General features: G+C 69.8%; 24 protein-coding genes. 20 read left to right on the top strand and 4 right to left on the bottom strand.

Annotation, left to right across the window (positions count from 1 at the left end; genetic code table 11):
* A complete protein-coding gene (locus IE212_RS31645; protein ID WP_190201417.1) occupies nucleotides 1-633 on the bottom strand; it encodes an AIM24 family protein in 633 nt (210 codons plus the stop codon).
* Between the two features lie 213 nt (nucleotides 634-846).
* On the opposite strand from IE212_RS31645, the gene IE212_RS31640 reads away from it, so the two are divergent.
* From IE212_RS31640 to IE212_RS31600, 9 genes are all read left to right on the top strand, one after another.
* Nucleotides 847-1,191 (top strand): DUF3817 domain-containing protein, encoded by a 345-nt coding sequence (locus tag IE212_RS31640; RefSeq protein WP_190201416.1) that lies wholly within the window; start codon nucleotides 847-849, stop codon nucleotides 1,189-1,191.
* Nucleotides 1,188-1,481: an MTH1187 family thiamine-binding protein gene (locus tag IE212_RS31635; protein ID WP_190201415.1), complete on the top strand. Its 294-nt coding sequence runs from the start codon at nucleotides 1,188-1,190 to the stop codon at nucleotides 1,479-1,481. Before IE212_RS31640 ends, IE212_RS31635 begins: the two co-directional genes overlap by 4 nt.
* Before the next feature lie 263 nt (nucleotides 1,482-1,744).
* On the top strand, nucleotides 1,745-2,863 hold the full coding sequence (locus tag IE212_RS31630) for a SchA/CurD-like domain-containing protein (RefSeq protein WP_190201414.1): 1,119 nt from the start codon (nucleotides 1,745-1,747) through the stop codon (nucleotides 2,861-2,863).
* 59 nt (nucleotides 2,864-2,922) lie between these two features.
* A complete protein-coding gene (locus IE212_RS31625) occupies nucleotides 2,923-3,387 on the top strand; it encodes a cupin domain-containing protein (RefSeq protein WP_190201413.1) in 465 nt (154 codons plus the stop codon).
* The gene (locus IE212_RS31620; protein ID WP_190201412.1) at nucleotides 3,384-4,652 is read left to right on the top strand and encodes a beta-ketoacyl-[acyl-carrier-protein] synthase family protein; all 1,269 of its coding nucleotides are present in this window, start codon (nucleotides 3,384-3,386) and stop codon (nucleotides 4,650-4,652) included. Before IE212_RS31625 ends, IE212_RS31620 begins: the two co-directional genes overlap by 4 nt.
* Nucleotides 4,649-5,884 (top strand): ketosynthase chain-length factor, encoded by a 1,236-nt coding sequence (locus IE212_RS31615; RefSeq protein WP_190201411.1) that lies wholly within the window; start codon nucleotides 4,649-4,651, stop codon nucleotides 5,882-5,884. Before IE212_RS31620 ends, IE212_RS31615 begins: the two co-directional genes overlap by 4 nt.
* Nucleotides 5,885-5,912: 28 nt before the next feature.
* On the top strand, nucleotides 5,913-6,170 hold the full coding sequence (locus tag IE212_RS31610; RefSeq protein WP_190201410.1) for an acyl carrier protein: 258 nt from the start codon (nucleotides 5,913-5,915) through the stop codon (nucleotides 6,168-6,170).
* A gap of 1 nt (nucleotide 6,171) precedes the next feature.
* Nucleotides 6,172-6,633: an SRPBCC family protein gene (locus IE212_RS31605; RefSeq protein ID WP_190201409.1), complete on the top strand. Its 462-nt coding sequence runs from the start codon at nucleotides 6,172-6,174 to the stop codon at nucleotides 6,631-6,633.
* Between the two features lie 190 nt (nucleotides 6,634-6,823).
* Nucleotides 6,824-7,165: a TcmI family type II polyketide cyclase gene (locus IE212_RS31600; protein ID WP_190201408.1), complete on the top strand. Its 342-nt coding sequence runs from the start codon at nucleotides 6,824-6,826 to the stop codon at nucleotides 7,163-7,165.
* Nucleotides 7,166-7,231: 66 nt separating this feature from the next.
* Here IE212_RS31600 and IE212_RS31595 read toward each other — a convergent pair whose 3' ends face one another.
* Together IE212_RS31595 and IE212_RS31590 are read right to left on the bottom strand one after the other, a co-directional pair.
* Nucleotides 7,232-8,224, bottom strand: coding sequence for an amidohydrolase family protein (locus IE212_RS31595; protein WP_190201407.1), 993 nt, complete (start codon nucleotides 8,222-8,224; stop codon nucleotides 7,232-7,234).
* A gap of 46 nt (nucleotides 8,225-8,270) precedes the next feature.
* On the bottom strand, nucleotides 8,271-9,911 hold the full coding sequence (locus IE212_RS31590; protein ID WP_190201406.1) for an FAD-dependent oxidoreductase: 1,641 nt from the start codon (nucleotides 9,909-9,911) through the stop codon (nucleotides 8,271-8,273).
* Nucleotides 9,912-10,142: 231 nt separating this feature from the next.
* Here IE212_RS31590 and IE212_RS31585 point away from each other — a divergent pair, with 231 nt between their 5' ends.
* The 7 genes from IE212_RS31585 (at nucleotide 10,143) to IE212_RS31555 (ending at nucleotide 21,045) form a co-directional block, all read left to right on the top strand.
* The gene (locus tag IE212_RS31585) at nucleotides 10,143-11,408 is read left to right on the top strand and encodes a cytochrome P450 family protein (RefSeq protein ID WP_190201405.1); all 1,266 of its coding nucleotides are present in this window, start codon (nucleotides 10,143-10,145) and stop codon (nucleotides 11,406-11,408) included.
* Nucleotides 11,405-11,752, top strand: coding sequence for an antibiotic biosynthesis monooxygenase family protein (locus IE212_RS31580; protein ID WP_190201404.1), 348 nt, complete (start codon nucleotides 11,405-11,407; stop codon nucleotides 11,750-11,752). The genes IE212_RS31585 and IE212_RS31580 overlap by 4 nt, the downstream gene beginning before the upstream one ends.
* Nucleotides 11,753-11,784: 32 nt before the next feature.
* Complete coding sequence (locus tag IE212_RS31575) at nucleotides 11,785-12,294, top strand: MarR family winged helix-turn-helix transcriptional regulator (protein ID WP_190201403.1); 510 nt, start codon at nucleotides 11,785-11,787, stop codon at nucleotides 12,292-12,294.
* 43 nt (nucleotides 12,295-12,337) lie between these two features.
* Complete coding sequence (locus tag IE212_RS31570; protein ID WP_190201402.1) at nucleotides 12,338-12,676, top strand: DUF3817 domain-containing protein; 339 nt, start codon at nucleotides 12,338-12,340, stop codon at nucleotides 12,674-12,676.
* 96 nt (nucleotides 12,677-12,772) lie between these two features.
* The gene (icmA, locus tag IE212_RS31565) at nucleotides 12,773-14,473 is read left to right on the top strand and encodes a coenzyme B12-dependent isobutyryl-CoA mutase large subunit (protein ID WP_190201401.1); all 1,701 of its coding nucleotides are present in this window, start codon (nucleotides 12,773-12,775) and stop codon (nucleotides 14,471-14,473) included.
* Between the two features lie 429 nt (nucleotides 14,474-14,902).
* Entirely contained in the window at nucleotides 14,903-19,729 is a 4,827-nt protein-coding gene (locus tag IE212_RS31560; protein WP_229864661.1) for a ricin-type beta-trefoil lectin domain protein, read from the top strand.
* A gap of 242 nt (nucleotides 19,730-19,971) precedes the next feature.
* On the top strand, nucleotides 19,972-21,045 hold the full coding sequence (locus tag IE212_RS31555; RefSeq protein ID WP_229864660.1) for a hypothetical protein: 1,074 nt from the start codon (nucleotides 19,972-19,974) through the stop codon (nucleotides 21,043-21,045).
* Here IE212_RS31555 and IE212_RS31550 read toward each other — a convergent pair.
* The gene (locus IE212_RS31550) at nucleotides 21,030-21,677 is read right to left on the bottom strand and encodes a TetR/AcrR family transcriptional regulator (RefSeq protein ID WP_190201399.1); all 648 of its coding nucleotides are present in this window, start codon (nucleotides 21,675-21,677) and stop codon (nucleotides 21,030-21,032) included. The two genes, IE212_RS31555 and IE212_RS31550, sit on opposite strands and share 16 nt — an antisense overlap.
* Nucleotides 21,678-21,911: 234 nt before the next feature.
* Between IE212_RS31550 and IE212_RS31545 the strand changes: the two genes are divergently transcribed.
* The 4 genes from IE212_RS31545 to IE212_RS31530 all read left to right on the top strand — a co-directional run bounded on the left by IE212_RS31545 (nucleotide 21,912) and on the right by IE212_RS31530 (nucleotide 26,218).
* Complete coding sequence (locus IE212_RS31545) at nucleotides 21,912-22,889, top strand: tetratricopeptide repeat protein (protein ID WP_190201398.1); 978 nt, start codon at nucleotides 21,912-21,914, stop codon at nucleotides 22,887-22,889.
* Nucleotides 22,890-23,511: 622 nt separating this feature from the next.
* Nucleotides 23,512-24,174: a DUF6230 family protein gene (locus IE212_RS31540; protein ID WP_190201397.1), complete on the top strand. Its 663-nt coding sequence runs from the start codon at nucleotides 23,512-23,514 to the stop codon at nucleotides 24,172-24,174.
* Nucleotides 24,175-24,309: 135 nt separating this feature from the next.
* Nucleotides 24,310-24,873 (top strand): DUF6114 domain-containing protein, encoded by a 564-nt coding sequence (locus IE212_RS31535; RefSeq protein WP_190201396.1) that lies wholly within the window; start codon nucleotides 24,310-24,312, stop codon nucleotides 24,871-24,873.
* A complete protein-coding gene (locus IE212_RS31530) occupies nucleotides 24,863-26,218 on the top strand; it encodes a hypothetical protein (protein WP_190201395.1) in 1,356 nt (451 codons plus the stop codon). The genes IE212_RS31535 and IE212_RS31530 overlap by 11 nt, the downstream gene beginning before the upstream one ends.
* Nucleotides 26,219-26,339: the final 121 nt, after the last annotated feature.

Here is a 26,339-nt window from a genome sequence, read left to right as displayed (position 1 = left end):
TCAGACATCCCCCGCGATCGTGTTGCGCTCGCTCGGCTGCACGTACACCAGCCCGTCCCCCTCGAACCGCATCTGGAAGGCCTCGCCGCCGCCCTCCCCGAGCAGCGTGCGGAACGTCACACCGGACTGGAAGGACTGACGCAGGCTGCCCTGGTGTGCCACGTACGCCCCCGGGTCCACGGTCAGCGGGTACTGCGGACTGACCCGCAGCACCACCGCCGGGCCGTCCGACATGATCGCCGCCTGGCCGTGGCCCTCGACGGTCGTCGTGAAGAGCCCGTTGCCCTGGGAGGCCCCGCGCAGGCCCGTGAACTCCGTCCCCGTGCGCAGCCCGCCGTCGGTCGCGAGCAGGTTGCTCGACTCCACGTAGAGCTTGTCGCCCTGGACGCTGACCAGGTTTATCTCGGCGGCGCGGTCCGCGAACCAGCAGGTCCCCCGGCCCTTCACCTCCATCAATGTCATCTGTTCACCGGTCAGCCGGCGGGTCACCATGCCCCGCATACCCTCGCCGCCGCCGCTGAGCTTCTTGAAGGCCATCTCGCCGTCGTACGCGACCATCGAGCCGTTCTTCGCCTTCACGGCGTCCCCGGTCATGTCGACGGCCAGCACCTTGCTGCTCTGAAGTCGGAACATCGCCACGACGGTGAAGGTAGCCGCAGGCCGGGTGCCGCGGACAGAGCAGCGGGCGATCCGTCTGCCGGCGGAGCGCCCGCGGACGGACCCCCGGCGGGAGTGCCCGCGGCTGTTTGCCACAATGGGCGGGACGCTTGTGCGTGCGTTCACAAACCGTCAGACCGTACAGACCGTTCGTCCAGACCGCCGCGTCTCTCCCACCGAAGGTGACCCGTGGACCTCAAGACCGCCACCGCCCTCCGCCGCCTCCGCCTGGTCTCGGCCCCCGAGGCGATCTCCTTCCTGCTCCTGCTGGTCTGCTCGGTGCTGAAGCGGACCACGGACTTCAACGCCGTGCCGGTGATGGGCGCGGTGCACGGTGTGCTGTTCATCCTGTACGTGATCTTCTGGGCCGACGCGTGGAACCGGGCGAAGTGGGACCTGAAGACCGCGGCTCTCTACTTCGTGCTGTCCGTCCTGCCCACCGGTGGGTTCTTCGCGGACCGCAGGCTCCGGCGTGAGGCCGAGGACGCGGTCATCGCCTCCCGGGCCCGCAAGGAAGGGGTCGTGAACGCGTGATCGTCGCCTTCTCCGTGACGCCGCTGGGTGTCGGCGAGGACGTGGGGGAGTACGTCGCCGACGCCGTGCGCGTGGTACGCGAGTCGGGGCTGCCGAACCGTACCGACGCGATGTTCACCTCCGTCGAGGGCGAATGGGACGAGGTCATGGACGTCGTCAGGCGCGCCGTCGCCGCGGTCGAGGCGCGCGCGCCGCGCGTCTCCCTGGTGCTCAAGGCCGACATCCGGCCCGCGGTGACCGACGGTCTCACCTCCAAGGTGGAGACCGTGGAACGGCACCTCGCCGAGTAGCAGCAGGCCGCACCGACCACAGCCCCGGCTCATGACGAGCCGGGGCTTTCCTGTTGCCGGCACGGCACCGGCACCGCCACGGCACCCGCACCGGCACGGCACCCGGCGCAAACGCCCCCTGCGCACCGGGCAGTTCCCTCTGATGACCCGCGCGGCTCGCGGACTTGGGCCCACCGGCTAACGATGAGGGCTCAGGGCCGACCGCCATCCGCCTGCCGGATGCGGCGGCCGCAGTCTGCCCCCGCGAAGGAAGGGCCCGCCGGATGAACACTTCGACGATGACATCCCAGTCGGCGTTCGACGGCTCCAGGCTGCGCGTCCTCCTGCTCGTCGATCTGCACGAAGGCGCCCAGCAGCGGTTCCTCGACGCGTACGAGCACATGCGCAGCCGGGTCGCGTCGGTCCCCGGTCACCTCGGCGACCAACTGTGCCAGTCCGTTGAGAACCCGTCCCAGTGGCTCATCACGAGCGAATGGGAGACGGCGCCGCCGTATCTCGCCTGGGTGAACAGTGAGGAGCACCTCGAGACGGTCAAGCCCATGCAGGACTGCGTCCGTGACATACGGTCCATGCGCTACACCGTCCTGCGCGAGACCGGGCGGGCCGTCCCGCTCGGCGACCGGGCCGGCGAGGGGCTTCAGGGAACCGTGCGGGTGGGCGACGGAGTGATCCGCCACGCGCTGACGTTCACGGTCAAGCCCGGCTCGGAGTCGAAGGTCTCGGAGATCCTCGCCGGGTACGCGCCACCCCAGGCACGCGCCGACGACACCACACGACTGCGCCGCACCACGCTGTTCATGCACGGCAACCGCGTCGTACGCACCGTCGAGGTGGAGGGCGACCTGCAGACGGCGCTGCGTCACGTCTCACGGCAGCCCGAGGTGCGGGCCGTCGAGGAGGCCCTCAATCCGCACCTGGAACTGAGCCGGGACCTGACCGACCCCGCGTCCGCACGGGCGTTCTTCATCCGGGCGGCCATGCCAGCCGTGCACCACGTCACGCGTGGCGGAGCGGAGCCGGCCGGACTGCGGCGCCACGCGCTGTACTACCCGGCCCGGGAGGGCTGCGGGATGGTGCTGGCGAGGCTGCTCTCCCAGCAGGACGAGGCCGCCGCGGACGACCCCGCGAGCCCCGTCCACCGCAGCACCGTCTTCCACCGGGACGACCTGGTCGTCCGTCTCATCGACACGCTGGACCCCGAGACCGACCCGGTCAGGGCGCTCGCCATCCACGGCACGCGGAAGGCGGCCGTGCTGGCCCGCCTCCTCGACGGCGCCGCACTCGGCGTGACAGGGCCCCTCTCGGGCGAACGGGACGCCACCCGCCTCCTGGCGCACAGCGAGATGACGCTGATCACCGACCGCACGGCCGACCGGTCCTGACCGGCCGGGACGACACCGCCCGTGCACACCCACCCCACCGACCGATCTGGAGACGGACCATGGACAAGACGCGCCCGCGCATCGTGGACATCAGCGAGACCGAGCCCAACCGCAGGCGCGGCGGCGACCTGCGCACCCTGCTCACCCCCCTCACGGTGGGATCCACGAGCGGGTTCATGGGCATGGCCATCATGCGGCCAGGGGAACGCATCAGCGAGCACTACCACCCGTACTCCGAGGAGTTCGTGTACGTCGTCCAGGGCGAGCTGGAGGTCGACCTGGACGACGAGACGCGCCCGGTCCGCGCCGATCAGGGCCTGATGATCCCCATCGGCATGCGGCACCGCTTCCGCAACGTCGGTGACGTGGAAGCCCGGATGGTCTTCCACCTGTCCCCGCTGGCGCCGGAGCCGCGCCTCGGCCACGTCGACACCGAGACCCTGGAGGGAAGCGACGCCGGAGGGCCGCACCCGGCCGTGCACGCGGAGGGCGCGCAGCCCGAACGACGAGGGGTCCCGTCGTGACCCGGCGGGTGGCGGTCACCGGTATCGGCGTCGTCGCCCCCGGCGGGATCGGCATATCGGCTTTCTGGGACCTGCTCTCCAGCGGCCGGACCGCGACGCGGGGCATCACCCTGTTCGATCCCGAGGGGCTGCGGTCCCGGATCGCGGCCGAATGCGACTTCGATCCGTTCGCGCACGGTCTCGACGCCGCCCAGGCCGAACGCGCGGACCGCTACATCCAGTTCGCCCTGGTCGCCGCCGCGGAGGCGGTGGCCGACTGCGGCATCGACTTCGGCGCGGAGAACCCCTGGCGGGTCGCCGTCTCGCTCGGCAGCGCCGTGGGCGGCACGACCCGCCTGGAGCACGACTACGTCCTGGTCAGCGAACGAGGCCAACGCTGGGACGTCGACCACCGGGCCGCCGAACCGCAGCTGCACCGGGCGTTCTCGCCCAGCACCCTGGCCTCCGACGTCGCCGAGCGTTTCGGCGCCCAGGGGCCCGTGCAGACCGTGTCGACCGGCTGCACCTCCGGGCTCGACGCGGTGGGCTACGGCTTCCACACGATCGAGGAGGGCCACGCCGACATCTGCATCGCCGGAGCCTCGGACTCCCCGATCTCCCCGATCACCATGGCCTGCTTCGACGCCATCAGGGCGACGTCGCCGGACAACGACGACCCCGAGCACGCCTCCCGGCCCTTCGACGCGCACCGCAACGGGTTCGTCATGGGCGAGGGCGCCGCGGTGCTCGTCCTGGAGGAGCTCGAACACGCCCGTGCCCGCGGGGCGCACGTCTACTGCGAGATCGGCGGCTACGCCACGTTCGGCAACGCGTACCACATGACCGGCCTGACCAGCGAGGGACTGGAGATGGCCAAGGCCATCGACACCGCGCTCGGACAGGCCCGGCTGGATCCCACCCGCATCGACTACGTCAACGCACACGGCTCCGGTACCCGCCAGAACGACCGTCACGAGACCGCCGCGGTCAAGCGGTCCCTGGGCGCCCACGCCTACGACACGCCCATGAGTTCGATCAAGTCCATGGTGGGCCACTCGCTCGGCGCGATCGGCGCGATCGAGGTGGTCGCCTGCGTGCTGGCCATGGCCCATCAGGTGGTCCCGCCGACGGCGAACTACGAGACCCCGGACCCCGAGTGCGACCTGGACTACGTGCCGCGCACCGCACGCCCGCGCAAGCTCGACCACGTGCTCTCCGTGGGCAGCGGCTTCGGCGGGTTCCAGTCCGCGGTGCTCCTGACGGGGCGGGGCGGGAGGAAACGATGAGTGCTCGAGCGACCCGGCGCACGGCGATCACCGGCATCGGTGTGGTCGCGCCCAACGGAACCGACACCGAGACCTACTGGAAGTCCGTCAGGGAGGGGCTGTTCGTCCTCGACCGCATCACCCGGGAGGGCTGCGGGCACCTGCCGCTCCGCGTGGCCGGCGAGGTGCGGGGCTTCGACCCCTCGGCACTGATCGAGGAGACCTTCCTCGTCCAGACCGACCGGTTCAGCCACTTCGCGATGGCCGCCGCCGGCGCGGCCCTGAAGGACGCGGGACTGAGCGACGCCGCCGCCGACTCCCCGTACTCGGTGGGCGTGGTCACCGCCGCCGGGTCCGGCGGCGGCGAGTTCGGCCAGCGGGAGCTGCAGCGGCTGTGGGGACAGGGATCCCGTTTCGTCGGCCCCTACCAGTCCATCGCCTGGTTCTACGCGGCCAGCACGGGCCAGATCTCCATCCGCGGCGGTTTCAAGGGCCCCTGTGGCGTGGTCGCGAGCGACGAGGCCGGTGGTCTGGACGCCGTCGCGCACGCCGCCCGGACCGTGGGCCGGGGGACCGATGTGGTCGTGGCGGGGGCGGCCGAGGCGCCGCTCGCCCCGTACTCGATGGTCTGCCAGCTCGGCTACCCCGAACTCAGCACGGCCGAGGACCCCGCGCGGGCCTACCGTCCCTTCACCTCCGCGGCCTGCGGCTTCGTGCCGGCCGAGGGCGGTGCCGTGCTGGTCGTCGAGGACGCCGACCGCGCCCGCGGCCGCGGGGCGGAGGTCCGCGCCGTCGTGGCGGGCCACGCGGCCACCTTCACCGGTGCCTCGCAGTGGGACCGCTCACGCGAGGGACTCGCCCACGCGATCCGTGGCGCCCTCGACGAGGCCGGCTGCGCACCGGAGGAGATCGACGTGGTCTTCGCCGACGCGATGGGCGTGCCGGAGGCGGACCGCGCCGAGGCCCTCGCCCTCGCCGACGCGCTCGGCCCGCACGGCGGCCGGGTGCCCGTCACGGCCCCCAAGACCGGCATCGGCCGCTCCTACTGCGGGGCACCGGTGCTGGACGTCGCGGCGGCGGTGCTGGCCATGGAGCAGGGACAGATCCCGCCCACGCCGAACGTCTTCGACGTCTGCCACGACATCGACCTGGTGACCTCGCAGGCCCGCCCGGCCGAACTCCGCACGGCCCTGGTCCTCAGCCGTGGACTCATGGGCTCCAACGCGGCCCTGGTACTGCGCCGGGGTCATTGAGCCGCACCGCACGACAAGGAGAACGCGCATGAGCAGTGAAGTGACCCTCGAAGAACTGGCCGCACTGATGAAGAAGGCCGCCGGTGTCACCGTCGACCCGTACGACCTCGAGGCCCGCGTGGACACCCCGTTCGCCGAGTTCGGGCTGGACTCGCTCGGCCTCCTCGGCATCGTGGGCGAGCTGGAGAACCGCAACGGCCGGGCGCTCCCCACCGACGCGGAACGGTGCAAGACCCCCCGGGACTTCCTCGACCTCGTCAACAGCACGCTCACGGCAGGAGCCTGACATGGCAGGACACACCGAGAACGAGATCACCATCGCGGCCCCCCTCGACCTCGTCTGGGACATGACCAACGACATCGAGGGATGGCCGCAGTTGTTCAGCGAGTACGCGGACGCCGAGGTGCTGTCCCGCGACGGCGACACCGTGACCTTCCGCCTGACCATGCACCCGGACGAGAACGGCAAGGTGTGGAGCTGGGTGTCGGAACGGACCGCCGACCGCGAGAAGCTCACCGTCCGGGCACGCCGGGTCGAGACCGGGCCCTTTGAATACATGAACATCCTGTGGGAGTACGAGGAGACGCCCGACGGTGTCCGCATGCACTGGACGCAGGACTTCGCCATGAAGCCCGACGCACCGGTCGACGACGCCGGGATGACGGACATCATCAACCGCAACTCGCCCGTCCAGCTGGCCCTCATCCGCGACCGCATCGAGCAGGCCGCGACCACCGCACCGGCCTAGGGGGTGTTTCGAAACTCCCCCCGCAGCACCCGCGGCGCCCGGCACGCACCCTCGCCGCACCGGCCAAGGCCCGAGTAGCTCCGCTACGAGGGCCTTCGCCCGGCACGCCGAGGGCACGCACCGAAGACCTCGGGCACCGCACTGGACTTCCGAAGCACCCCCTAGCGGCACCGGCACCCGAGGAGAACCCATGCACCACGCCCTGATCGTCGCCCGGATGGCCCCGCACTCGGCTCCGGACATCGCCGAGGTCTTCGCGGCCTCCGACCGCGGCGAACTGCCCCGCCTCGTCGGGGTGACCCAGCGCTCCCTGTTCCAGTTCGGCGACGTGTACATGCACTTCATCGAGGCCGAACAGGACCCGGGCCCCGCCATCGCGCGCGTGGCCGGGCACCCCGAGTTCCTCGACATCAGCAAGCGGCTCGCCGCGTACGTCAGCCCGTACGACCCGGAGACCTGGCGGGGTCCGAAGGACGCGATGGCGCAGCGCTTCTACCACTGGGAGAGGGACCCGGCGCCGGCCACCCGATGAGGCGGCCACACGAAGAAGGGCCGCTGCCCGAGACGGGCAGCGGCCCTTCTCCGTTCGTGCGCGCGGCTACGAGCCGGAGCCGCGGTCCAGGGACGGCAGCAGACGCAGGGCGTTGTCCCGGTTGATGCCCCGCAGCAGCTCGGGCGACAGGGCGGGATCGCCGTCCAGAGCGGGGGCCGCGACGTCGGCGATGACCTGTGCGGGTGTGGGCGGCCAGTCCGTGCCGAAGAGGATGCGGCCGGGATCCACCGTGGCCAGCAGGGTGGGCGTGGAGGAGGGGGACATGGGGCCGGCCGTGTCGAAGTAGAACCGGTGCAGGTAGTCACGGACCCTGCCCGGTTCGATCGCGGGCGTGAGGTGCCCGCCGAAGAGTTCGAGCCTGGTGGCCATGTACGGCAGGAAGCCGCCGCCATGAGGCAGGACGAAGCTGAGGTTCGGGTAGCGGTCCAGGGTGCCGTTCCTGATCAGGTTGACGGCCGCACGCGTGGTGTCCATCAGGAAGTCGCACACGAAGGGCGGCATCCCCGGCAGTCCCAGGCCGCCGTCCTTGCCGCCGGCCGGCACCTCCATGGGGTGCGTGCTGATGACGGCGGACCGCTCGTTCAGCTCCCGCAGGAGACTGTCGTGGGAGTCGTCGCCCAGGTAGACGCCGTCCATGCTCGTTCGCGTGCTCACCCCCACCGCGCCGAGCTCGTCGAGTCCGTGGCGCAGGCTCCAGCGGGACAGCTCCAGGTCGTCGAGGAAGACCGGAGTGAAGAAGGCGAAGCGCTCGGGCCGGGCCTCGACGACATCGGCCGCGGCCCGCAGGGCGATCTTCGCGCTCTCCTGGCGTTCCGCGCGCTCACGGAACCGTCCGAGCATCGCGACGGTCATGACGGCCGTGCTGATGCCCGTCTTGTCCATCACCTCCAGGGCGGTGTCCATGTCCCAGCGGGTCCACCAGGGCAGCTTGTCGCGCCTGACGACGCCGCGTTCCTCGGCCCAGTCCAGCCAGGCCGGCGCGGTGAAATGGTGGTGGACGTCGACTCGGCCCGCGACGGGGCCGTCTGCGATGGTCATCGGTGTGTCCTCGAAAGTCGCTCGGTGGGTGGGTGGTGGTGGGTGCTCAGTCGCGGCAGAGCACGGTGCGCAGCACGTCCGTCAGTTCACGGTCGGCGGACGGCGTGTGGGCGTGCGCGCGCCAGGCGACGAAACCGTCCGGGCGCACCAGAACGGCACCGTCCCCGGCCGTGCCGTGCAGCGCCGCCCAGTCGGCGTCCGGCTCGGGCGCCAGGTCGTGATCAGGGCCGTCCCCCACGAGATACGCCTCGACCGGGACCCCCAGCTCTTCGGCGGCCAGCTGCGCCGCGCGGCGCCACCCCCGGCCCCCGGGCCCGGCGAGCAGGACGAAGGAACGCTCGTACAGGTCCAGGGTGGAGATCCTGGCGCCGTCCCTCCTGACCCACATGTGGGGCGCGCGGCTGCCCGGTTCCCCGCCGAGCTCGAAGTCCTCCGGGACGATCGGCTGCTCGGGGGAGCCGCCCACCACGGCGTCCGACGCGTACCGGTAGCAGAGCGCGACCGTCATCAGGTCCGCCGGATCGTCGTTGCGTCCCGACGGCCTGAATCCCGGGTGCTGCTCCTCGACCGCCTGCTGGGAGGCCCGGGTGCTCGTCGCGACGGCGACCGGCCGGCGTTCGCACTCGTATGTGTCGAGCAGCCGCGGGCCGGCCCAGCCGCGGAGCACCGCGGCGAGTTTCCAGGCGAGGTTGTGGGCGTCCTGGATCCCGGTGTTGGAGCCGAACGCCCCGGTGGGCGGCATTTCGTGTGCCGAGTCCCCGGCCAGGAAGACACGACCCTCCCGATAACTGTCAGCGACCAGTTTCGACGCGTGCCACGGGGCCTTTCCGGTGATCTCGACATCGACGTCCGGAACACCGACGGCCGCCCGGATGTGCGTCGCGCAGCGCTCGTTGCTGAAGTCCTCCAGCGACTCGCCCCGGTCCGGGAACCAGGGAATGTGGACGACCCACCGCTCCTCGTTGTCCACGGGCAGCAAGGCGCCTTCACCTTCCGGATCGGTGAAATAGCAGACGATGAAGCGTTTTGATCCGACGTATTCCTTGAGTGCCTTGCTCCGGAACGTGACGCTGATGTTGTGGAAAAGGGCGCCGGGTCCCGACTGGCTGATTCCCAGACGTGTGCGAACGGGGCTTCTCGGGCCGTCCGCGGCCACCAGGAAGCCGGCGTTCACCGTGTACGTCTCGCCGGATTCCCGGCTCATGATGTCGGCCCGGACGCCGCCGGCGTCCTGCGTGAAGGACAGCAGCTCCGTGCCGAAGCGGATGTCCCCGCCCTGCCGGGCGCGTTCGAGCAGGACCGGCTCCAGGTCGTTCTGGCTGCACAGGCACCAGTTCGAGGAGCTGACGGTGGAGACGTCCATGCCCGCGGAGATGTCCTGGATGATCCAGCGGCGCCGGTCACCGGTGAGGGTGTCCACCTGCAGGACCCCGTCGTTCCCGGCGAGCGCGAAGGCCGCCTCCCGGACACGCTGCTCCAGTCCGGCGGTCCGGAAGATCTCCATGGTGCGCACGTTGTTCCCACGGCCGCGTGGGTGCGTCGATGTCGCGGCATGCCGCTCCACCAGCATGTGCTCGATTCCGAGACGTCCCAGGAACACGGACGTGGAAAGACCCACCAGGGATCCCCCCACGACGAGAACTGGTACGGATTCCGCTGCGCGTCCGCTCACTGGCTTCCTCAGCATTCGGCGACTGCCCAGACCGCGGATTGGCGGACTGGTCCGTCCAAAACGTTTACCAAGCGAAGACCGAGGACGCGATCCGAGGCTTCCCGGAATACGCCGGCCGGGTCAACCGCGCTTTTTCGCGCGACATTCACGGGGCTCCACCCCGTATGGCCCAGCAGCGTTTGCCGCGCGACGCCGCACGGGAAACGGTGTGTCCGACCGACGGAACTTCTGCCCCGGGGACCAGCCATGACGCAAGCGTTCGCATCCGAGTCCGAGGAAATGTCGTCCGAAGAGGCCGCCGCCGCGGCCTCGGCCTGCAGCCGGGAGTTCCGCGCGAACCCGCATCCCGTCTACGCCGCGCTCAGGTCGCAGGCACCGGTGTGCCCGCTGTCGCCCCCGCACGGGGTCGACACCTACCTCGTCACCCGGTACGACGACGCCCGCGCCGCCCTGGCCGACCCCCGGCTGAGCAAGGACATGTACGGCGCCATCGACGCCTACCACCGGATCTTCGGCGACTCGTCGATCGCGCTGGACGACAACATGCTGTTCTCGGACCCGCCGAAGCACACCAGGCTCCGCAGGATCGTCGGCTCCACCTTCACCCCCAAGCGGGTGGAGTCGCTGCGCACGCAGGTCCAGAAGATCACGGACGGCCTGCTCGACGCCTGCCCGGCCTCGGAACCGGTGAACCTGCTCCCGGAGTTCTGCTTCCCGCTGCCGCTGCACGTGATCTGTGAGCTCCTGGGCGTCCCGGAGAACGAGCGCAAGCAGGCCCAGGAGTGGTCCGCCACCGTCGCTCAGACGGGCTTCGGCCCGGAGGCGCGCAAGGCGCTCGAAATCGCCGAGGGGAACCTGCGCGACTACCTGGTGGACCTGATCGCGCGCAAGCGGCGGGAGCCGGACGGCGCCCTGCTCAGCGCGCTCGTCACGGCACAGGACCAGGACGGCGCGCTCACCGACGGCGAACTCGTCTCGACCGCGTGGGTGCTGCTGTTCGCGGGGCACAAGTCGACCGCGTACCAGATCGGCAACGCCGTCTACCACCTGCTCTGCCGGCCCGAGCAGAAGCGCCTGGCCACGAGGGGCCCCGAGGCCATGGCCGCGGCCGTCGAGGAGATCTTCCGGTTCGAGACCTCGGTGGAGAACTCGACGTTCCGCTACGCCACGGAAGACATCAAGATGCGCGACACCGTCATCCCCAAGGGCGCGCTGGTGCAGATCTCCCTCACGTCGGCCAACCGGGACCCGGAGATGTTCGCCGACCCGGACGACATGGACGTCGAGCGCCCGAACGTCCAGGCGACCCACCTCGCGTTCGGTCTCGGCCCGCACTACTGCATCGGGGCCCCGCTGGCGCGGCTGGAGATGCAGGTCGCCCTCACCACGCTCTTCCAGCGCCACCCCCGCATGGAACTGGCCGTGGAGCCGGAGGAGGCACGCTGGCTGACCGTGCCGTTCCCCGCCTTCCGCGGGCTGGCCGAGCTGCCCGTCGTCCTCGACCCGTCGTGACGGAGCGGAACGCGGCGCCGGCCCCGGTGCGGGTGGTGCGGCTGCTGCGCGTCCTGGAGGGCAGGGAAGCGGAGTTCGTCGAGTCCTATCAGGACGTGCTCGAACGCGCCGTCCGCTCTCCCGGACATCTGCGCGAACAGCTCTGCCGCTCCCTGGACGACCCCGGCCAGTGGCTGCTCACCAGTGAGTGGGAGAGCTTCGAGGCCATCAAGCGGTGGCGCACCGACCCGGACCACGCCGCGCTGGTCGGGCCGATGAACGCCTGCCTGCACGACGACCGGTGGACCGGGGTCTTCGAGATCGTGCCCGAAGACCCCGGTGCCCGAAAGCCGAGACAGGGCTGACCACCATGTGACCGGCCGGTAAGGTCGGGTTCGTGCCGAAGCCGCTCAGTCTCTCCTTCGATCCGATCGCGCGTGCCGACGAACGCTGGAAGCAGCGCTGGGGAAACGTGCCGTCCATGGCCGCGATCACCTCGATCATGCGTGCCCAGCAGATCCTGCTCGCCGAGGTCGACGCGGTGGTCAAGCCGTACGGGCTGACGTTCGCGCGGTACGAGGCGCTGGTGCTGCTCACCTTCTCGAAGTCCGGCGAGCTGCCGATGTCGAGGATCGGTGAGCGGCTCATGGTGCATCCGACGTCCGTGACGAACACCGTGGACCGGCTGGTGAGGTCGGGGCTCGTCGCCAAGCGGCCCAACCCCAACGACGGGCGCGGCACCCTCGCCAGCATCACCGACAAGGGGCGCGAGGTCGTCGAGGCGGCCACCCGCGACCTGATGGCGATGGACTTCGGGCTCGGGGCGTACGACGCGGAGGAGTGCGCGGAGATCTTCGCCATGCTCCGGCCCCTGCGGATCGCCGCCGGGGACTTCGAGGAGGCCTGACCCGGGGCAAGATCTCCCGGAACGGGTCGTTACGCTCGACGGCATGAAAAAGAGCGTGCTGACCCGCTACCGCGTGATGGCCTACGTCACCGGCGTGCTGCTGGTCCTGCTGGTCCTGGGCATGATCGGCAAGTATGTGCTCGACCTGAACGGCGCGGCCGACTTCACGCGCGTCGTCAGCATCGCGCACGGCTGGCTGTACGTCGTGTACCTCGTCTTCGCCTTCGACCTGGGTTCCAAGGCGAAGTGGCCGGTCGCCAAGCAGCTGTGGGTGCTGCTCGCCGGGACCATCCCGACGGCCGCCTTCTTCGTGGAGCGCAGGATCAGCCACGAGCTCGAGGCCAGGGTCGCGCAGGACTCGCCGGCGCCCGCCAAGGCGTAACCGCGCCGGGCCGAGGCGCGACCGTACCGCCGTACGGAGCAACGTACGGCGGTCTGCCATCGACATTTACTAGGACGTCCTAGTAAATTCGAGAGTATGGACGCTGACGCCATAGAGGAAGGCCGCCGCCGCTGGCAGGCCCGCTACGACACCGCGCGCAAGCGCGACGCCGACTTCACCACGCTCTCCGGGGACCCGGTGGAGCCGGTGTACGGCCCCCGGCCCGGGGACACCTACGAGGGCTTCGAGCGGATCGGCTGGCCGGGGGAGTACCCCTTCACCCGAGGCCTTTACGCGACCGGCTACCGAGGGCGTACGTGGACGATCCGGCAGTTCGCCGGGTTCGGCAACGCGGAGCAGACCAACGAGCGCTACAAGATGATCCTCCGCAACGGCGGAGGCGGGCTCTCGGTCGCCTTCGACATGCCGACGCTCATGGGCCGCGACTCCGACGACCCGCGCTCGCTGGGCGAGGTCGGGCACTGCGGTGTCGCCATCGACTCGGCCGCCGACATGGAGGTCCTGTTCAAGGACATCCCGCTGGGCGACGTCACGACGTCCATGACCATCAGCGGGCCCGCCGTCCCCGTCTTCTGCATGTACCTGGTGGCGGCGGAACGGCAGGGCGTCGACCCGTCCGTCCTGAACGGCACGCTCCAGACGGACATCTTCAAGGAGTACATCGCCCAGAAGGAGTGGCTCTTCCAGCCCGAGCCGCACCTTCGGCTGATCGGCGACCTGATGGAGCACTGCGCGGCCGGCATCCCCGCGTACAAGCCGCTCTCCGTCTCCGGCTACCACATCCGCGAGGCCGGGGCGACGGCCGCGCAGGAGCTGGCCTACACGCTGGCGGACGGCTTCGGGTACGTCGAGCTGGGTCTGTCGCGCGGCCTGGACGTGGACGTGTTCGCCCCCGGCCTGTCCTTCTTCTTCGACGCGCACGTCGACTTCTTCGAGGAGATCGCGAAGTTCCGCGCCGCACGCCGCATCTGGGCCCGCTGGATGCGCGACGTCTACGGGGCGAAGTCCGAGAAGGCGCAGTGGCTGCGCTTCCACACCCAGACGGCCGGCGTCTCCCTCACCGCGCAGCAGCCGTACAACAACGTCGTACGGACGGCCGTCGAGGCGCTGGCCGCCGTGCTCGGCGGGACGAACTCCCTGCACACCAACGCCCTCGACGAGACGCTGGCCCTGCCCAGCGAACAGGCCGCGGAGATCGCGCTGCGCACCCAGCAGGTGCTGATGGAGGAGACCGGGGTCGGCAACGTCGCCGACCCGCTGGGCGGCTCCTGGTACGTGGAGCAGCTGACCGACCGGATCGAGGCGGACGCGGAGAAGATCTTCGAGCAGATCAGGGAGCGGGGGCTGCGGGCGCACCCCGACGGGCGGCACCCGATCGGTCCGATCACCTCCGGGATCCTGCGGGGCATCGAGGACGGCTGGTTCACCGGGGAGATCGCCGAGTCCGCGTTCCGCTACCAGCAGGCACTGGAGAAGGGCGACAAGAAGGTCGTCGGCGTGAACGTCCACACCGGCTCCGTGACCGGGGACCTGGAGATCCTCCGGGTCAGCCACGAGGTGGAGAGGGAACAGGTCCGGGTGCTCGCCGAGCGGAAGGCCGGCCGCGACGACGCACGGGTCCGCACCGCCCTCGACGGCATGCTGGCCGCGGCGCGGTCCGGCGCGAACATGATCGAGCCGATGCTGGACGCCGTGCGGGCGGAGGCGACGCTGGGGGAGATCTGCGGGGTGCTGCGGGACGAGTGGGGGGTGTACACGGAGCCTGCCGGGTTCTGAGGCGCCCGGGCTGGGGTGGGGCAGGGAGGTTTCAGTGCCCCGCCCGGTCTTCACATCCATGGCGCAGGTGCGCGCCAATGTCCTTGCTCGCCACCCACCCTGTGCATATATGGTGATCGCCGCGCTTGACGGAGCCGACCACTTCGTCGTCGCGCGTGACCACAGGCGACCGGGGGGACACCGTCGCCACGGGGGACAGATCGTTGTGCCGTGCAACCGGCCCTCCACGCATGCCCTGCCGTAGTGGTGTCCCCGTTCGCTGCCATGCGATGAAGGGATGCGCTGGTGCGCCCCATACGACAGCTTCTCAGACCCTTACGACGTAGATCTGGACTTCTCACACCCGTCCTGACGTCCACCGTGGCGGTCAGCCTGCTGGGTGGCCTGGCGGTCCAGCCGGGCCTGCTGGGCCGCTATGCGCAGGACGACATGGTCCCGGTTGCCGACAGCTACGACGGTTTCGACGCCGAGGCCGCCGAGCAGCTCCGGGAGGACCAGTGCGTGCTGGCCGGCGTGTTGCGACTCGGCGGGCCGAGCATGTTCGGTGTCGCGCAGGACGGGCTGAATCAGACGCCGGACAAGCTGCACACCGCGGCGAATCGGGAGTACTGGACCGACACCCCGCTCGCCGTGGCGTACAAGAAGGACCGGGACGAGGCGCACGCACTCGGCGACTCGCTCTATGCCCGCTTGGACGTCTGGGAGAAGCCCATCTCCGGACTTCCCTACCCGGGCGGGTTCAAGAACGTCGCCGACTTCGAGTGGCCGCCGGGGACGGCGGGTCGCGGGGATGACTTCTTCGACCAGACCGGGCTCGGCGCCTGGGTCGGCGAGCGCATGTGGGTGGACGAGAGCGGGTTCTACGAGGACCCGACCCCGAAGGCGGACAAGGTCACCGTCAAGGCCGTGAAGGACCTCGGAACCCCGCTGTACGGACGCGATCCGGACCCCACGCTGCCTACACCGCAGTGGCATCAGGCGTACGAGGAGCACCAGGCGTGGGAGCACCTGGTGAACTGGGGCATGGAGCCGACGAGCGCGGACAACGCTCGTCTGTTCCTGGCCTCGGGTGGGTTCCCGCGCACCGCTCCCGAGCCCGGCAGCCTTGAGTTCCGGCTGGCCGTCGAGGGCCTGAAGACCCGGTTCGCCTCCTGCGCCTGGCGCGGGCCCGTCGATCCGAACAAGGTCCTCGGCAAGGAGGTCGCCGCCGCGTCCGCCGAGTGGCAGCAGGAGATCGCCGCCCAGGCCAGACAGCGCAACCAGATTCTGACCGCCAACAAGGGCGCCACCAAGGCCCTCTCCACGGGTGCTCGTGCCATGGGAGAGATGCTCGGTCAGTCCTGGATCGCCGACCACCTCACCCGCTGGCAGGACTGGTGGTCCCCCGGCGGCCCCGGTTGGATCGGCGACAGTCCGTTCGTCGTGCACGCCAACGGGGCCTCCGACAAGTGCCTCGACGTGGCGGGCGGCAAGAAGGACAACGGCACGCCTGTGCAGATCTACACCTGCAACGGCAGCGCGGCCCAGAAGTGGCAGATCAGCGGCGACACCCTGGTCAACTCGAATTCGGGCAAGTGCCTGACCGTGAAGGGCGGCGCGAGCACCAACGGGACAGCCGTGGTGATCATGCCCTGCACCAGTGGCGTCTCCCAGAAGTGGGAGTACGGCACGCACGGCATCACCCGCCTGTACAACCCGGCGACCGATAGCTGCCTCGACCTGGTTGACTACACCAACAGCCGGGACGGCCGGATGTGGGAGTGCACCGGCAAGAAGCAGCAGCAGTTTGACATCGCCCCGTCGGGTCACAACGGCACCGAAGACCTCGACTATCCCACCAAGACCCAGTTCGACAAGGCGAAGAAGGGCATCGCGGACGCCCAGGCCGAGGCCAAGGAGCAGCTCGACCTGATCAAGGCCCAGGCAGCCGCGGCCAAGAAGGCCGCCACAGAAACAGACACCGCCTTGCAGGGCGCCTACGCGATCGCCGACAAGGCGGGCGCGCCACGAGGCCGCGCGTTGTTGGTCGGCCAGCAGAAGGCGCAGGTCACCAAGGCGTCGTCGGCCGCGCTCGAGGCGCTGTCCAAGGCCGGTGACACGGCCTACGCGGCCACCCGCGCCTCCGCCGGTGACAGCGCGACCATCGCCGCCCGTGCCGTGACACAGACCGCCCAGTCGAAGGCGGCGTTCCGTACGGCCGCCGCGAACGAGGCCCGGGCTCAGGCGAAGGCCGCCGCTGACGCCGCCGCCGTACAGGCGCAGAGCGCCAAGGCGGCCCGTGACGTCGCCAAGGCCAAGCTTGCCGAGACCCAGAAGGCGGAGGCCGACGCGAAGGCCGCAGCCGCCGACGCGAAGGCCAAGCGGCTCGCGGCGGAAGCGGAGGAGGTCAGGGCAAAGGCGGAGCGGGATACCGCCGCTGCCAAGCAGGCCGAGGCCGCCCAGCACAAGGAGAACGCCCAGGGCTACGCCGCCAAGGCCAAGGACGCCAAGAACAAGGCCGAGGCCGCCGAGTCGACCGCCCGCGCCAAGCGGCAGGACGCCGAGGCTGCCCGCGACCGGGCGAAGGGCAAGCGGGACAGTGCCTGGGACGCCGCCAACAAGGCGAACGCCGCCCGCGCCAAGGCCAATGCCAAGGACGCCTATGCGGAAGCCCACGAATCGGACTCCGACGCGAAGGAGTCCCGGGCGGCCGCAGACGCGGCGGACAAGCACGCCGACGACGCTGAGGGGGCCGCCGCCTCGGCCCGTTCGGAGGCGAATTTGGCGACTCAGGCGGCGGCCGACGCGGACGCCGCGGCCACCCGCTCGGAGGCAGCCGCCAAGCGAGCCCGCTCGGAGGCCGACGCAGCCCACGCCGCCAAGCTGAGAGCCGACGCGGCGGTGAAGACGGCGACCAGCGCGGCAGCGGACGCCATCAAGGCATCGCAAGACGCCGCGTCGGCCGCCCGCTCGGCGGTCGAGCTGGCCGACGAGGCCGAGAAGCACGCGGCCGACGCCAAGAAGCAGGCAGACGCGTCCAAGGCCGAGGCGGCCAGGGCGGTGGCGGGTGCGGCCGACGCGGCCGGGCACGCCCACACCACCGCACAAGCTGCGGAGGACGCCGGCAACGCGGCACAGCAGGTGGCCGCCCCGGCGAACGACGCCGTCCAGCTCGGCGCGCCGTACGTCACCACCGACTCCGCCGCCGGTCTCGCCGTCCTGGCGGGTCAGTCGTCGAAGACGATCGCCGAGCAGCAGCGGGCTGTGGCCGAGGCACACGCCGCCAACGCCCAGAAGAACGCGGAGCAGGCGCGGAGCCTGGCGAACGCGGCGAAGGGGGACGCGAAGGCCGCGTACACACTGGCCGCGGAGGCCGCCGGGTTCGCGGCGGACGCTCGCAAGTCAGCCAAAGAGGCGCTGGGCTACGCGGCCGAGGCCGCCGAGTACGCGGCGGACGCGCAGGCTTCGCTGGCGCGCACCATCGAGTACAACCGTAAGGCGACCGCTGACGCCGAGGCCGCAGACAAGGCAGCGGGCCGCGCCGAGAATTACGCAACTCAGGCCCGCGCCTCGGCCGACCAGGCGGCCCTGGACGCCGCAGCCGCTCGTACGGCCGCCGCGGAGGCCGAGCAGGCCGCGAAGGACGCCCGCGCTGCGGCCCAACGAGCCGATGCCGAGGCGACCCGGGCAGAAGAGGCGGCGAAGGACGCCCAGAAGTACGCAGAGTCCGCGCAGCAGGCGGCCGACGAGGCCGCGCGCAGGGAGGCCAACCAAGTCGTCCAGGACGGTGCCGGTACCGGCGTCGGTGGTGTCTTCTACATCGTTGACAAGATCACTGAGGCCGGCCCGGCCAAGCCACTCGACAAGTGTGAGTACGTCCCCCAGGGCTGCACCGTCACGTACGAGCTGCACCTCGACATCACAGTCAGCTACTACTTCTGCGCCAACCCTGAAGTGCCTGCCACCGAGACCGGCTGCCCGCAGGCGGACACGGTCTTCCTCAAGACGGAGACGCTCAGGGACCAGAAGCAGAAGTGGACCCACCACTTCAGCTTCGGTGAGATCACCCGAATGGGCTGGCAGAACCTTTTCGGGGACACGGTGGGGGCGGTCCTGTACGAGATCGTGCTGGGTGACGTCGCCCGCTGCTACCACGGCGACAAGTCGAGTTGTGCATGGTTCGCGTCCAACTTCATCCCGGGGAAAGTGTTCACGAAGATTGCCGACGGCATCCGCGCGCTCGACGCCGCGCTGAAGACCGGGGTCGGCGTAGCGGACGCGTTCAAGGCGCTGAAGGCCCTGGATGTGGACCCGGCGACACTGGCCCGACTCGAGGCGGGCGTAAACGCCTACGAGGACGTCATCACGACGTGCAAGGTCAACAGCTTCCCAGGTGACACCCGGGTGCTGATGGCCGACGGAAGCCGCAAGGTGATTCGGGACGTGCGTGAGGGCGACCAGGTCGTGGCTGCCGACCCGGTCACCGGGCGGCTGCGGGCCGCGTCCGTCACCGACACGTTCCGGCACGACACCGAACGACTGGTGACCATCGGTCTGGCCGGCGGCAGCAGTCTGGACACCACCGCTGGACACAAGATCCGCACCGACGAGCGAGGTTGGGTCCTCGCGTCCGAACTGCGTCCGGGGAACCGGTTGATCGGCCCCGATGGGAAACTTCGCGTCGTGACCGACGTACGCGACCGATCTGGTCTTGCCGCGCGCCGGGTGTACGACCTCACGGTCAATGGCCTGCACACGTTCTACGTGCGCACCGAGGGCCCCGAGGCGGCAGACGTACTCGTCCACAACTGCCTGAACCTCGGCGACGAAGACCTCCCACGCATGGTGGAGAAGTACGGGGAAGAGATTCACACGCTGAAGGAACACGTGAGGCCGAACGCGGCCGAGGCGTTCCGGCTCGCCAGGCGGAAGGGCGGGCCCAACAGTGTCTGGACGAGTCAGGAAATTGCCCAGCAAGCCGTCGACCGGGTAGTGGGCGACTTCTTCAGCAAGCGGCTCCCGGGCGGCGAGAAGGTATTCGACGAGAACAAGTGGCAGAAGTTCCGGGATTGGGCGTCGAGGGCCAGAGATGGTGAGCAGTACCAGACGATCACAGGACGGTGGGATGCCTATTCCTCTCTGGGCAAGCGCTACCTGCCGGATGGGAGAACCATTGAGGATGCCGGTAACGAGGTAGTGGTGATCTTGATGAAGGTCAAGGGCCACAATGGGCAGAACCGGTACGGCTTCGTCGTCAAGACCGCTTACCCCAAGTAGCACGCGCCTCGTAGAGGACATGATCCATGCCACAGATGCGTCCAGATTACGTCGAACTGGGTTACTCCAGTGATTTCGGGCTCACCGGCCTGACGGAGCAACTGCGCTCCCCGGGACTCCCCGCCGCGCTCGCGGCCGCGGCCCGGCTGGCGGACGGCTCCGACGGCGATGAAGCCGTGGAACTGGGAGAGGACGCCCGTCGGCTGCTCGACGCACCGTTGTCGGATGAGGTTCTCCGCACAGTGTGGTTGGCCGCGGTCGGCCGGATTTTCGATCCGGCCGACCACGGCATGGACACCCGCACCTGGCTGCGGAAGCTCTCGGATATGGCCACGGACCGTCTGCGCCAGAACAAGCGCTCGTACGTCCCGCCGCCGGTGAAGCCGGTACAGAACGCAGATCTGTGCGGGGAGGTCGTGGCGGAGATCCGCCAGCAGTCCGCGGAACTGACCGCGGCCTGTGAACTGCCGGACCTCGTTCCTGCGCTGGAACAGGTGGTCACCCTGGCCGACGCCGACGTCGGTTTCCGGCTCTACCTCCGGGCCCTCAAGGCGTGTTCTGTGCGCGTGCCGAAGGAGGCGTACGACCGTTTCCTCGGGCTCGGCGAGCGGCTCGGGTATCCGGTCGCGGTGGTCCGTGACGGCCTCGACGTCGACTGGCCGCCCATCGACACGGCACATCGTGAAACGTCGTGGGACTTCGGCCTGTCTCAACTCGCCGGGAATGCACACCAGGACTGGCGTGCCGACACGGCCCGGAGAGCAATCCTTCGAGTGGCCGATGCCGACGAGCCCGGGCAACCCCCGGGCTCGGCGGCGGCCCTGCTTCTGGAGGACGCGCTGCGCCTGTTGCGCTCCCCGCTGTCCGACGCCACGATCACCACGCTGTGGGTCGCAGTCTCGGACGCGGCCCTGCGCATGGGCGGACGCGACTGGTTGCGACTCGTGGCGGACGTGTGTGCGGAGCGGCTGCGGGAGGTCGCTCCCGTGTACACCATCGTGGTGCCGCCCGCACGTACGGATTCGGCTGACGCAGTGCTGAGGGAGCTACGGGAGACGGTGCCCACGGTAGTGGACAAGGCCGTGAGCCCGCACTGGCAGCCGCTCCCAGCCGCACAGGTCATGGCCGCGTTGGAAGAAGTCGTCCGCCGTGTTGATCCGGACCTCGGATTCCGGCTGTTTCTCCGGTTCCTGCGTGTCTTGGCAGTGCCGGTCACTCGGGAGCAGTTCGAGCGGTACGAGGCGATCGCTGAGCGGTTCGCATACGGGAAATATCACGTCGGCGAGATCGAGCAACTCGTTCATTGGGCGACCTGACCTGACCTGCTGTGCGTCGTGGCTGCAGTCATCCCGTCGATCAGGAGCGCTGTGAAACTCCGTGCCCACGTGGTGTCGACAGGCTCGGCGCTCACCAGAGCCCGGTGCACCACCGCGCCCGCGATCACGTCGAAGATCAGATCGACTGTGCGGGCCGGGTGCGACGGGTCCGGCTCCGGCGGCAGCTCGCCACGGGCCTGTGCTCTGGCCCGGCCTTCCACGACCAGGCGCTTCTGACGGTCCACGACCGACTCGCGGATGCGTGCGCGCAGCGCCTCGTCTCGCGTCGACTCCGCCACCACCGCCATCAGCCCGCTCTTCGCCTCCGGGCGGGCCAGGATCGCCGCGAACTGCAGGACCACGCCCTCGATGTCCGCGGCCAGCGAGCCGCTGTCCGGGAGCTCCAGTTCGTCGAAGAGCTCCGCCACCGCGTCGACGACGAGTTCGTTCTTGCCCGCCCAGCGGCGGTAGAGCGTGGTCTTGGCAACCCCGGCGCGGGTGGCGACGTCTCCCAGGGTGAGCTTGGACCAGCCCAGGTCCACCAGTGCCTCACGTGTGGCGGCCAGGATCGCGGCGTCCGCCGCTGCGCTGCGCGGGCGCCCGGTGCGGCTTGCGGGGCTGCGGCTCTGCATGTCCTGACCATAAACCGACGTTTCCCCCGAGGGACCGTGAGGGAGATCACCGGGGGCCGGTGTTCCCGGAGGACGGTGTGGCATTACGCTACGTCTCGTAGCGAAAGCTCGTGAAGGACGTACACGGGCTTCGCCGACCAGGCGTCGGGTGGGGACACGGCGCCGAACAGGGACGACCAGCCCGGCTTTCATGCCGTTTTCACACGCACGCTCAGGACGGGGGAGGATAGACGCATGCAGCCACGGAACATGTCCATGAGCGGAGTCGTCGACCTCGCCGCGGTGAAGGCGGCCCAGGAGGCCAAGGCGAAGGCGGAGCAGGCGCGGGCCCAGGCCGCCAGGGAGGGCGGGACGGGGGCGATCTCCCCGGCCGACCTCGTCATCGACGTCGACGAGGCGGGGTTCGAGCGGGACGTCCTGCAGCGGTCCGCCGAGGTGCCCGTCGTCATCGACTTCTGGGCCGAGTGGTGTCAGCCCTGCAAGCAGCTGAGCCCGGTCCTGGAGCGGCTGGCCGTCGAGTACAACGGCCGCTTCCTGCTCGCCAAGATCGACGTCGACGCCAACCAGATGCTGATGCAGCAGTTCGGCATCCAGGGGATCCCCGCGGTCTTCGCGGTCGTCGCGGGGCAGGCACTGCCGCTCTTCCAGGGGGCCGCGGACGAGACGCAGATCCGGCAGACCCTTGACCAGCTGGTGCAGGTCGCCGAGCAGCGCTTCGGCCTGACCGGTCTCACCGTCGACCCCGACGCCGAGCCGGGCGGCGGCGCCCAGGCGGCTCCCGAGCGGCCGGCCGGGCCGTACGACGCGCTTCTCGAGTCCGCCGTCCAGGCGCTGGACTCGGGCGACCTGGGTGGTGCCATCCAGGCGTACAAGAACGTGCTGAGCGAGGACCCGGGCAACGAGGAGGCCAAGCTGGGCCTCGCCCAGGCCGAGTTGCTCCAGCGGGTGCAGGGCATCGACCCGCAGCAGGTGCGCCGGGACGCGGCCGACAAGCCCGCCGATGTGCAGGCGCAGATCGCGGCCGCCGACCTGGACCTGGTGGGCGGCCACGTGGAGGACGCCTTCGGCCGGCTGATCGAGACCGTGCAGCGCACGGTCGGTGACGACCGGGACACCGTTCGCAAGCGGCTGCTGGAGCTGTTCGAGGTGGTCGGCCCCGAGGATCCGCGGGTGATCGCGGCCCGCAGGGCCCTCGCGCGAGCCCTGTTCTGACCAGTCGTTAAACACGCGGGCATGTGCTGCCCGCGTGAAAAATTGGCCAACAGGCCGTCACCGCGGCCGCGCTTTACCAAATCTTGGTAATCGCGGCCGCTGTTACTGCGAGTAAGGCGCGGGCGTTGATCTGTCGGATTCTGTCCAGTGATCAACAGCTTTGTGACACCGGCGGGTAACACCCTGTGTCGCCGTCCGAGACCAACGGGTCGTTCTTCGGTTATCCGGCCGTTACTAGCCAGTAACGATCCCCCTTGTGCCTGCGGCCAGAATGGACCACGATCGGCCACGCTCGGTCCATTCCCGTACCCCGGCAGCCGGTTGGGTCGCGGGACGTCCTGGGTCCCCACCGAGCAGAGCCGGCGGCAGTGGCGCCGGCTCTTGGACAGGGGGGTCTTCGCCCGTCCGGCGAAGCCTGTCCAGCAGGGTTGTGCGTGATGCGTGTCAGGCGCGACCAGTGGTTGTCGCTCGGGGGTGATCGCCGGTGATTCGGGCGCGAGTTGCGCCGCCGAGTGCGGGCGCTCTCCTTTCCGAGGACGTAGCACTTCTCCCATCCCTGCCCGGCTGAGCCGCGACTCGGGGCCAGTCAGGACAGGCGATGTACGTCCGAGAAGGAGGAAATATGGAGTCCCAGGTGCGTGGCGGGACCAGATGGAAGCGGTTCGCTGTGGTGATGGTGCCCACCGTCGCCGCAACGGCTGCGATAGGTGTGGGGCTGGCGCAGGGTGCCCTCGCGGCGTCGTTCAGTGTGTCAGGGCAGTCGTTCAAGGTCACGGCCGAGGAGCTGCACGGCAAGGGCTTCGCGCAGTACGGGGCGATCGACTCCGGCTACACGATGTCCGGCGAGAAGACGCTTCACCCCGTAGCGGTTTCGTCGTTCAAGAGCGCGACGATCAAGAGCCTGTGCCAGTCGGTCGTCACCCCGAACATCCCGGTCCTCGGGTCAGTCAGCCTGACGCTGAAGGCGGGTAGCAGCGGCGACAAGGACAAGCAGGTCTCCGCCAAGAACCTGTACATCGATGTCGAGAACCTCGACTCGTCGAAGGCCGTGTTCCACGGCATCGACATCGGTGTGGCCGCCGGCGACACGGGTGCCGACAAGGGCGGCAAGGGCCCCGGCATGAAGGAAGGCAAGGGGCAGGCCAACCCCAACGGCTTCGCCCAGCAGGCCACTGCGGCTGACCTGTACGACGTGGAGCAGACGGCGTGGGCGACCACCGCCGGAACCTTCACGCTTCCCGGTCTGTCGATGAAGCTGCAGCAGGGTAAGCACGAGTGCTACTAGCCACTCGGTGACGGGCGGGTGGGAGCCCATGGCGCCTCCCGCCCGTCCGTAACCCACCGGCGTCTTCACGCCCCCCACATCCCCACCGCAGTACCACCCTCACCAGAGCAACGCCGCACCAGGGAGCTGTTTTCCATGAGCGCCGAGACTCCTGCCGCGCCCGGCCAGTTCAGCCGCCGGAGGCTGCAGTTCCGCGCCTGGCGGGGCAACCGCCCGTTCTGGGCCGGCCTGTACGTCATGCTCGGTGGCTTGCCGATCATGTACTTCCCGTACGCACAGTTGCAGATCGGCCACCTGACGCTGGCGATGGCCACCACCGCAGGCGCCGGTTCCCTGATCATCGGTGTGCTGCTCGTCGTCCTGGGCGTGAGCCTCTGGTTCCAGCAGCACATCCGGGTTTTCGCGGGCGTTGCGGCGATTCTGCTGGGTCTGGTGTCCCTCCCTGTGTCCAACTTCGGCGGCTTCGTCGTCGGCTTCCTGCTGGCGGTGACCGGCGGGGCGCTGGCCTGTTCGTGGGCACCAGGCGCCACAGCCGAGCCGCAGCCCGCGAAGGGGGCCGCCACGGGTGAGGGCGGGACCCCCGGGACCACGGACACGGACACCACGATCCTCAGGCCTGTGGACCCGATGGACGACTCGAACGATCTGTCAGGAACGAGCCCGGCCAACGGGGCGAACGGGAGGCACAGTGCCGGCTGACGAGGTGACTCGCGGGGCTGACGCGGAGGCGTCCCGTGTGAGAACCGGGCCGCGCCACGCGGCCCCGAAGAAGCCGCTGTTCACCCGGTTCCAGATGCCGGCCGGCAAGGCGATAGCCATGGCGGCGATGCCCACCGCGGTCCTCATGGGCATGGGCTTCACCCCGACGCTGGCCCTCGCCGACGACCAGCCGTCGACGTCGAACAGCCTCAAGGCCGACGAGTACAAGGACTGCGTCGCGGCGCTGGAGGGCGACAAGGGCAAGGACGACGCTTCTCCGTCGCCCTCGCCGAGCGGCAGTGAGACCGACGGCGAGAAGGACGAGGCGACGGCTGAGCCGACGCCCTCGGCGTCCGCCGGCGGTTCGGACGAGGACAAGGACCCGGCGGGTTCAGGTTCGTCGGATTCAGGTTCCGACGACCAGGACGACAAGACTCAGCCCACACCGGCTCCTTCGGCCTCCTCGGACACCTCGGGCGAGGACGAGGCGGCAACGCCCAGCCCGTCGCCGTCGGAGAGCGGCGGCAACGTTCTCGAGGACATCGGCGACGCGATCGGCGGCATCCTCACGGGCGGCAAGTCCACCGAGAGCCCGAGCCCCACGCCGTCCGCGTCCACGTCGCCGTCCGGCGACACGGGTGAGTCCGAGGCCACCGAGAAGCCCTCGGTGACGGACGACGCCTCCGACACCGTCAAGGAGACCACCGACAAGGTCACCGACACGGCCAGGGACACCGTGAAGGACACGACCGACACGGCGTCGAGGGCGGCGGAGGGCACCACCGGGGCCGCCGAGAAGGCGGTCGAGGAGGCGGCGGACAAGGCCACCGCCTCCCCCAGCCCGTCCGAGAGCCCCTCCGTGGACCCCGAGGACTGCCCGGCCGCCACGGACGCCGAGGGCGGGATCGACAACAAGATCCTCGTGCCCGACGACCCCTGGTACCTGGAGGCCAGCTCGCTGAAGCTGCACGGCGCCGACTACCAGGGCATCGTCGAGGTGAAGACGGCGAGCGGTGCCACCAAGAAGGTCCTGAAGTTCGTCATCTCCGACGGCACCGAGATCGGGGACCTGCACCAGCTCGTCAAGGACAAGCAGTCCGGCAAGACTCACCATGTCCAGGCGGCCAAGGGGTCGACGTCCACGATCACCGACGGCAAGACGGTGATGTACACGGAGAAGATCTCGGGCAACCTGCTCGGGTTGGTCCCGCTCACGTTCGACCCCGAGCACCCGCCGCCTCTGAACCTCGCGGAGATCTACTTCACCAAGGTGAAGGTCACCCAGGCCGGCCAGTTCGGTGGCACGCTGACCGTGCCGGGGCTGCACCAGTACGTCACCGACTGACGCCGCCTCAGGGGCCTCTCCGGGAGCCGCAACACACTGTGCCCCGCCGGGTGTCGACCCGGCGGGGCACAGACGCACGAAAGCGACCGAGGGCGTCCCCCGTCACAGGGAACGCCCTCAG

The organism is Streptomyces djakartensis (assembly GCF_014651075.1).
Taxonomy (GTDB): Bacteria; Actinomycetota; Actinomycetes; order Streptomycetales; family Streptomycetaceae; genus Streptomyces; species Streptomyces djakartensis.
This window is presented reverse-complemented; position numbering and strand designations above follow the sequence as displayed.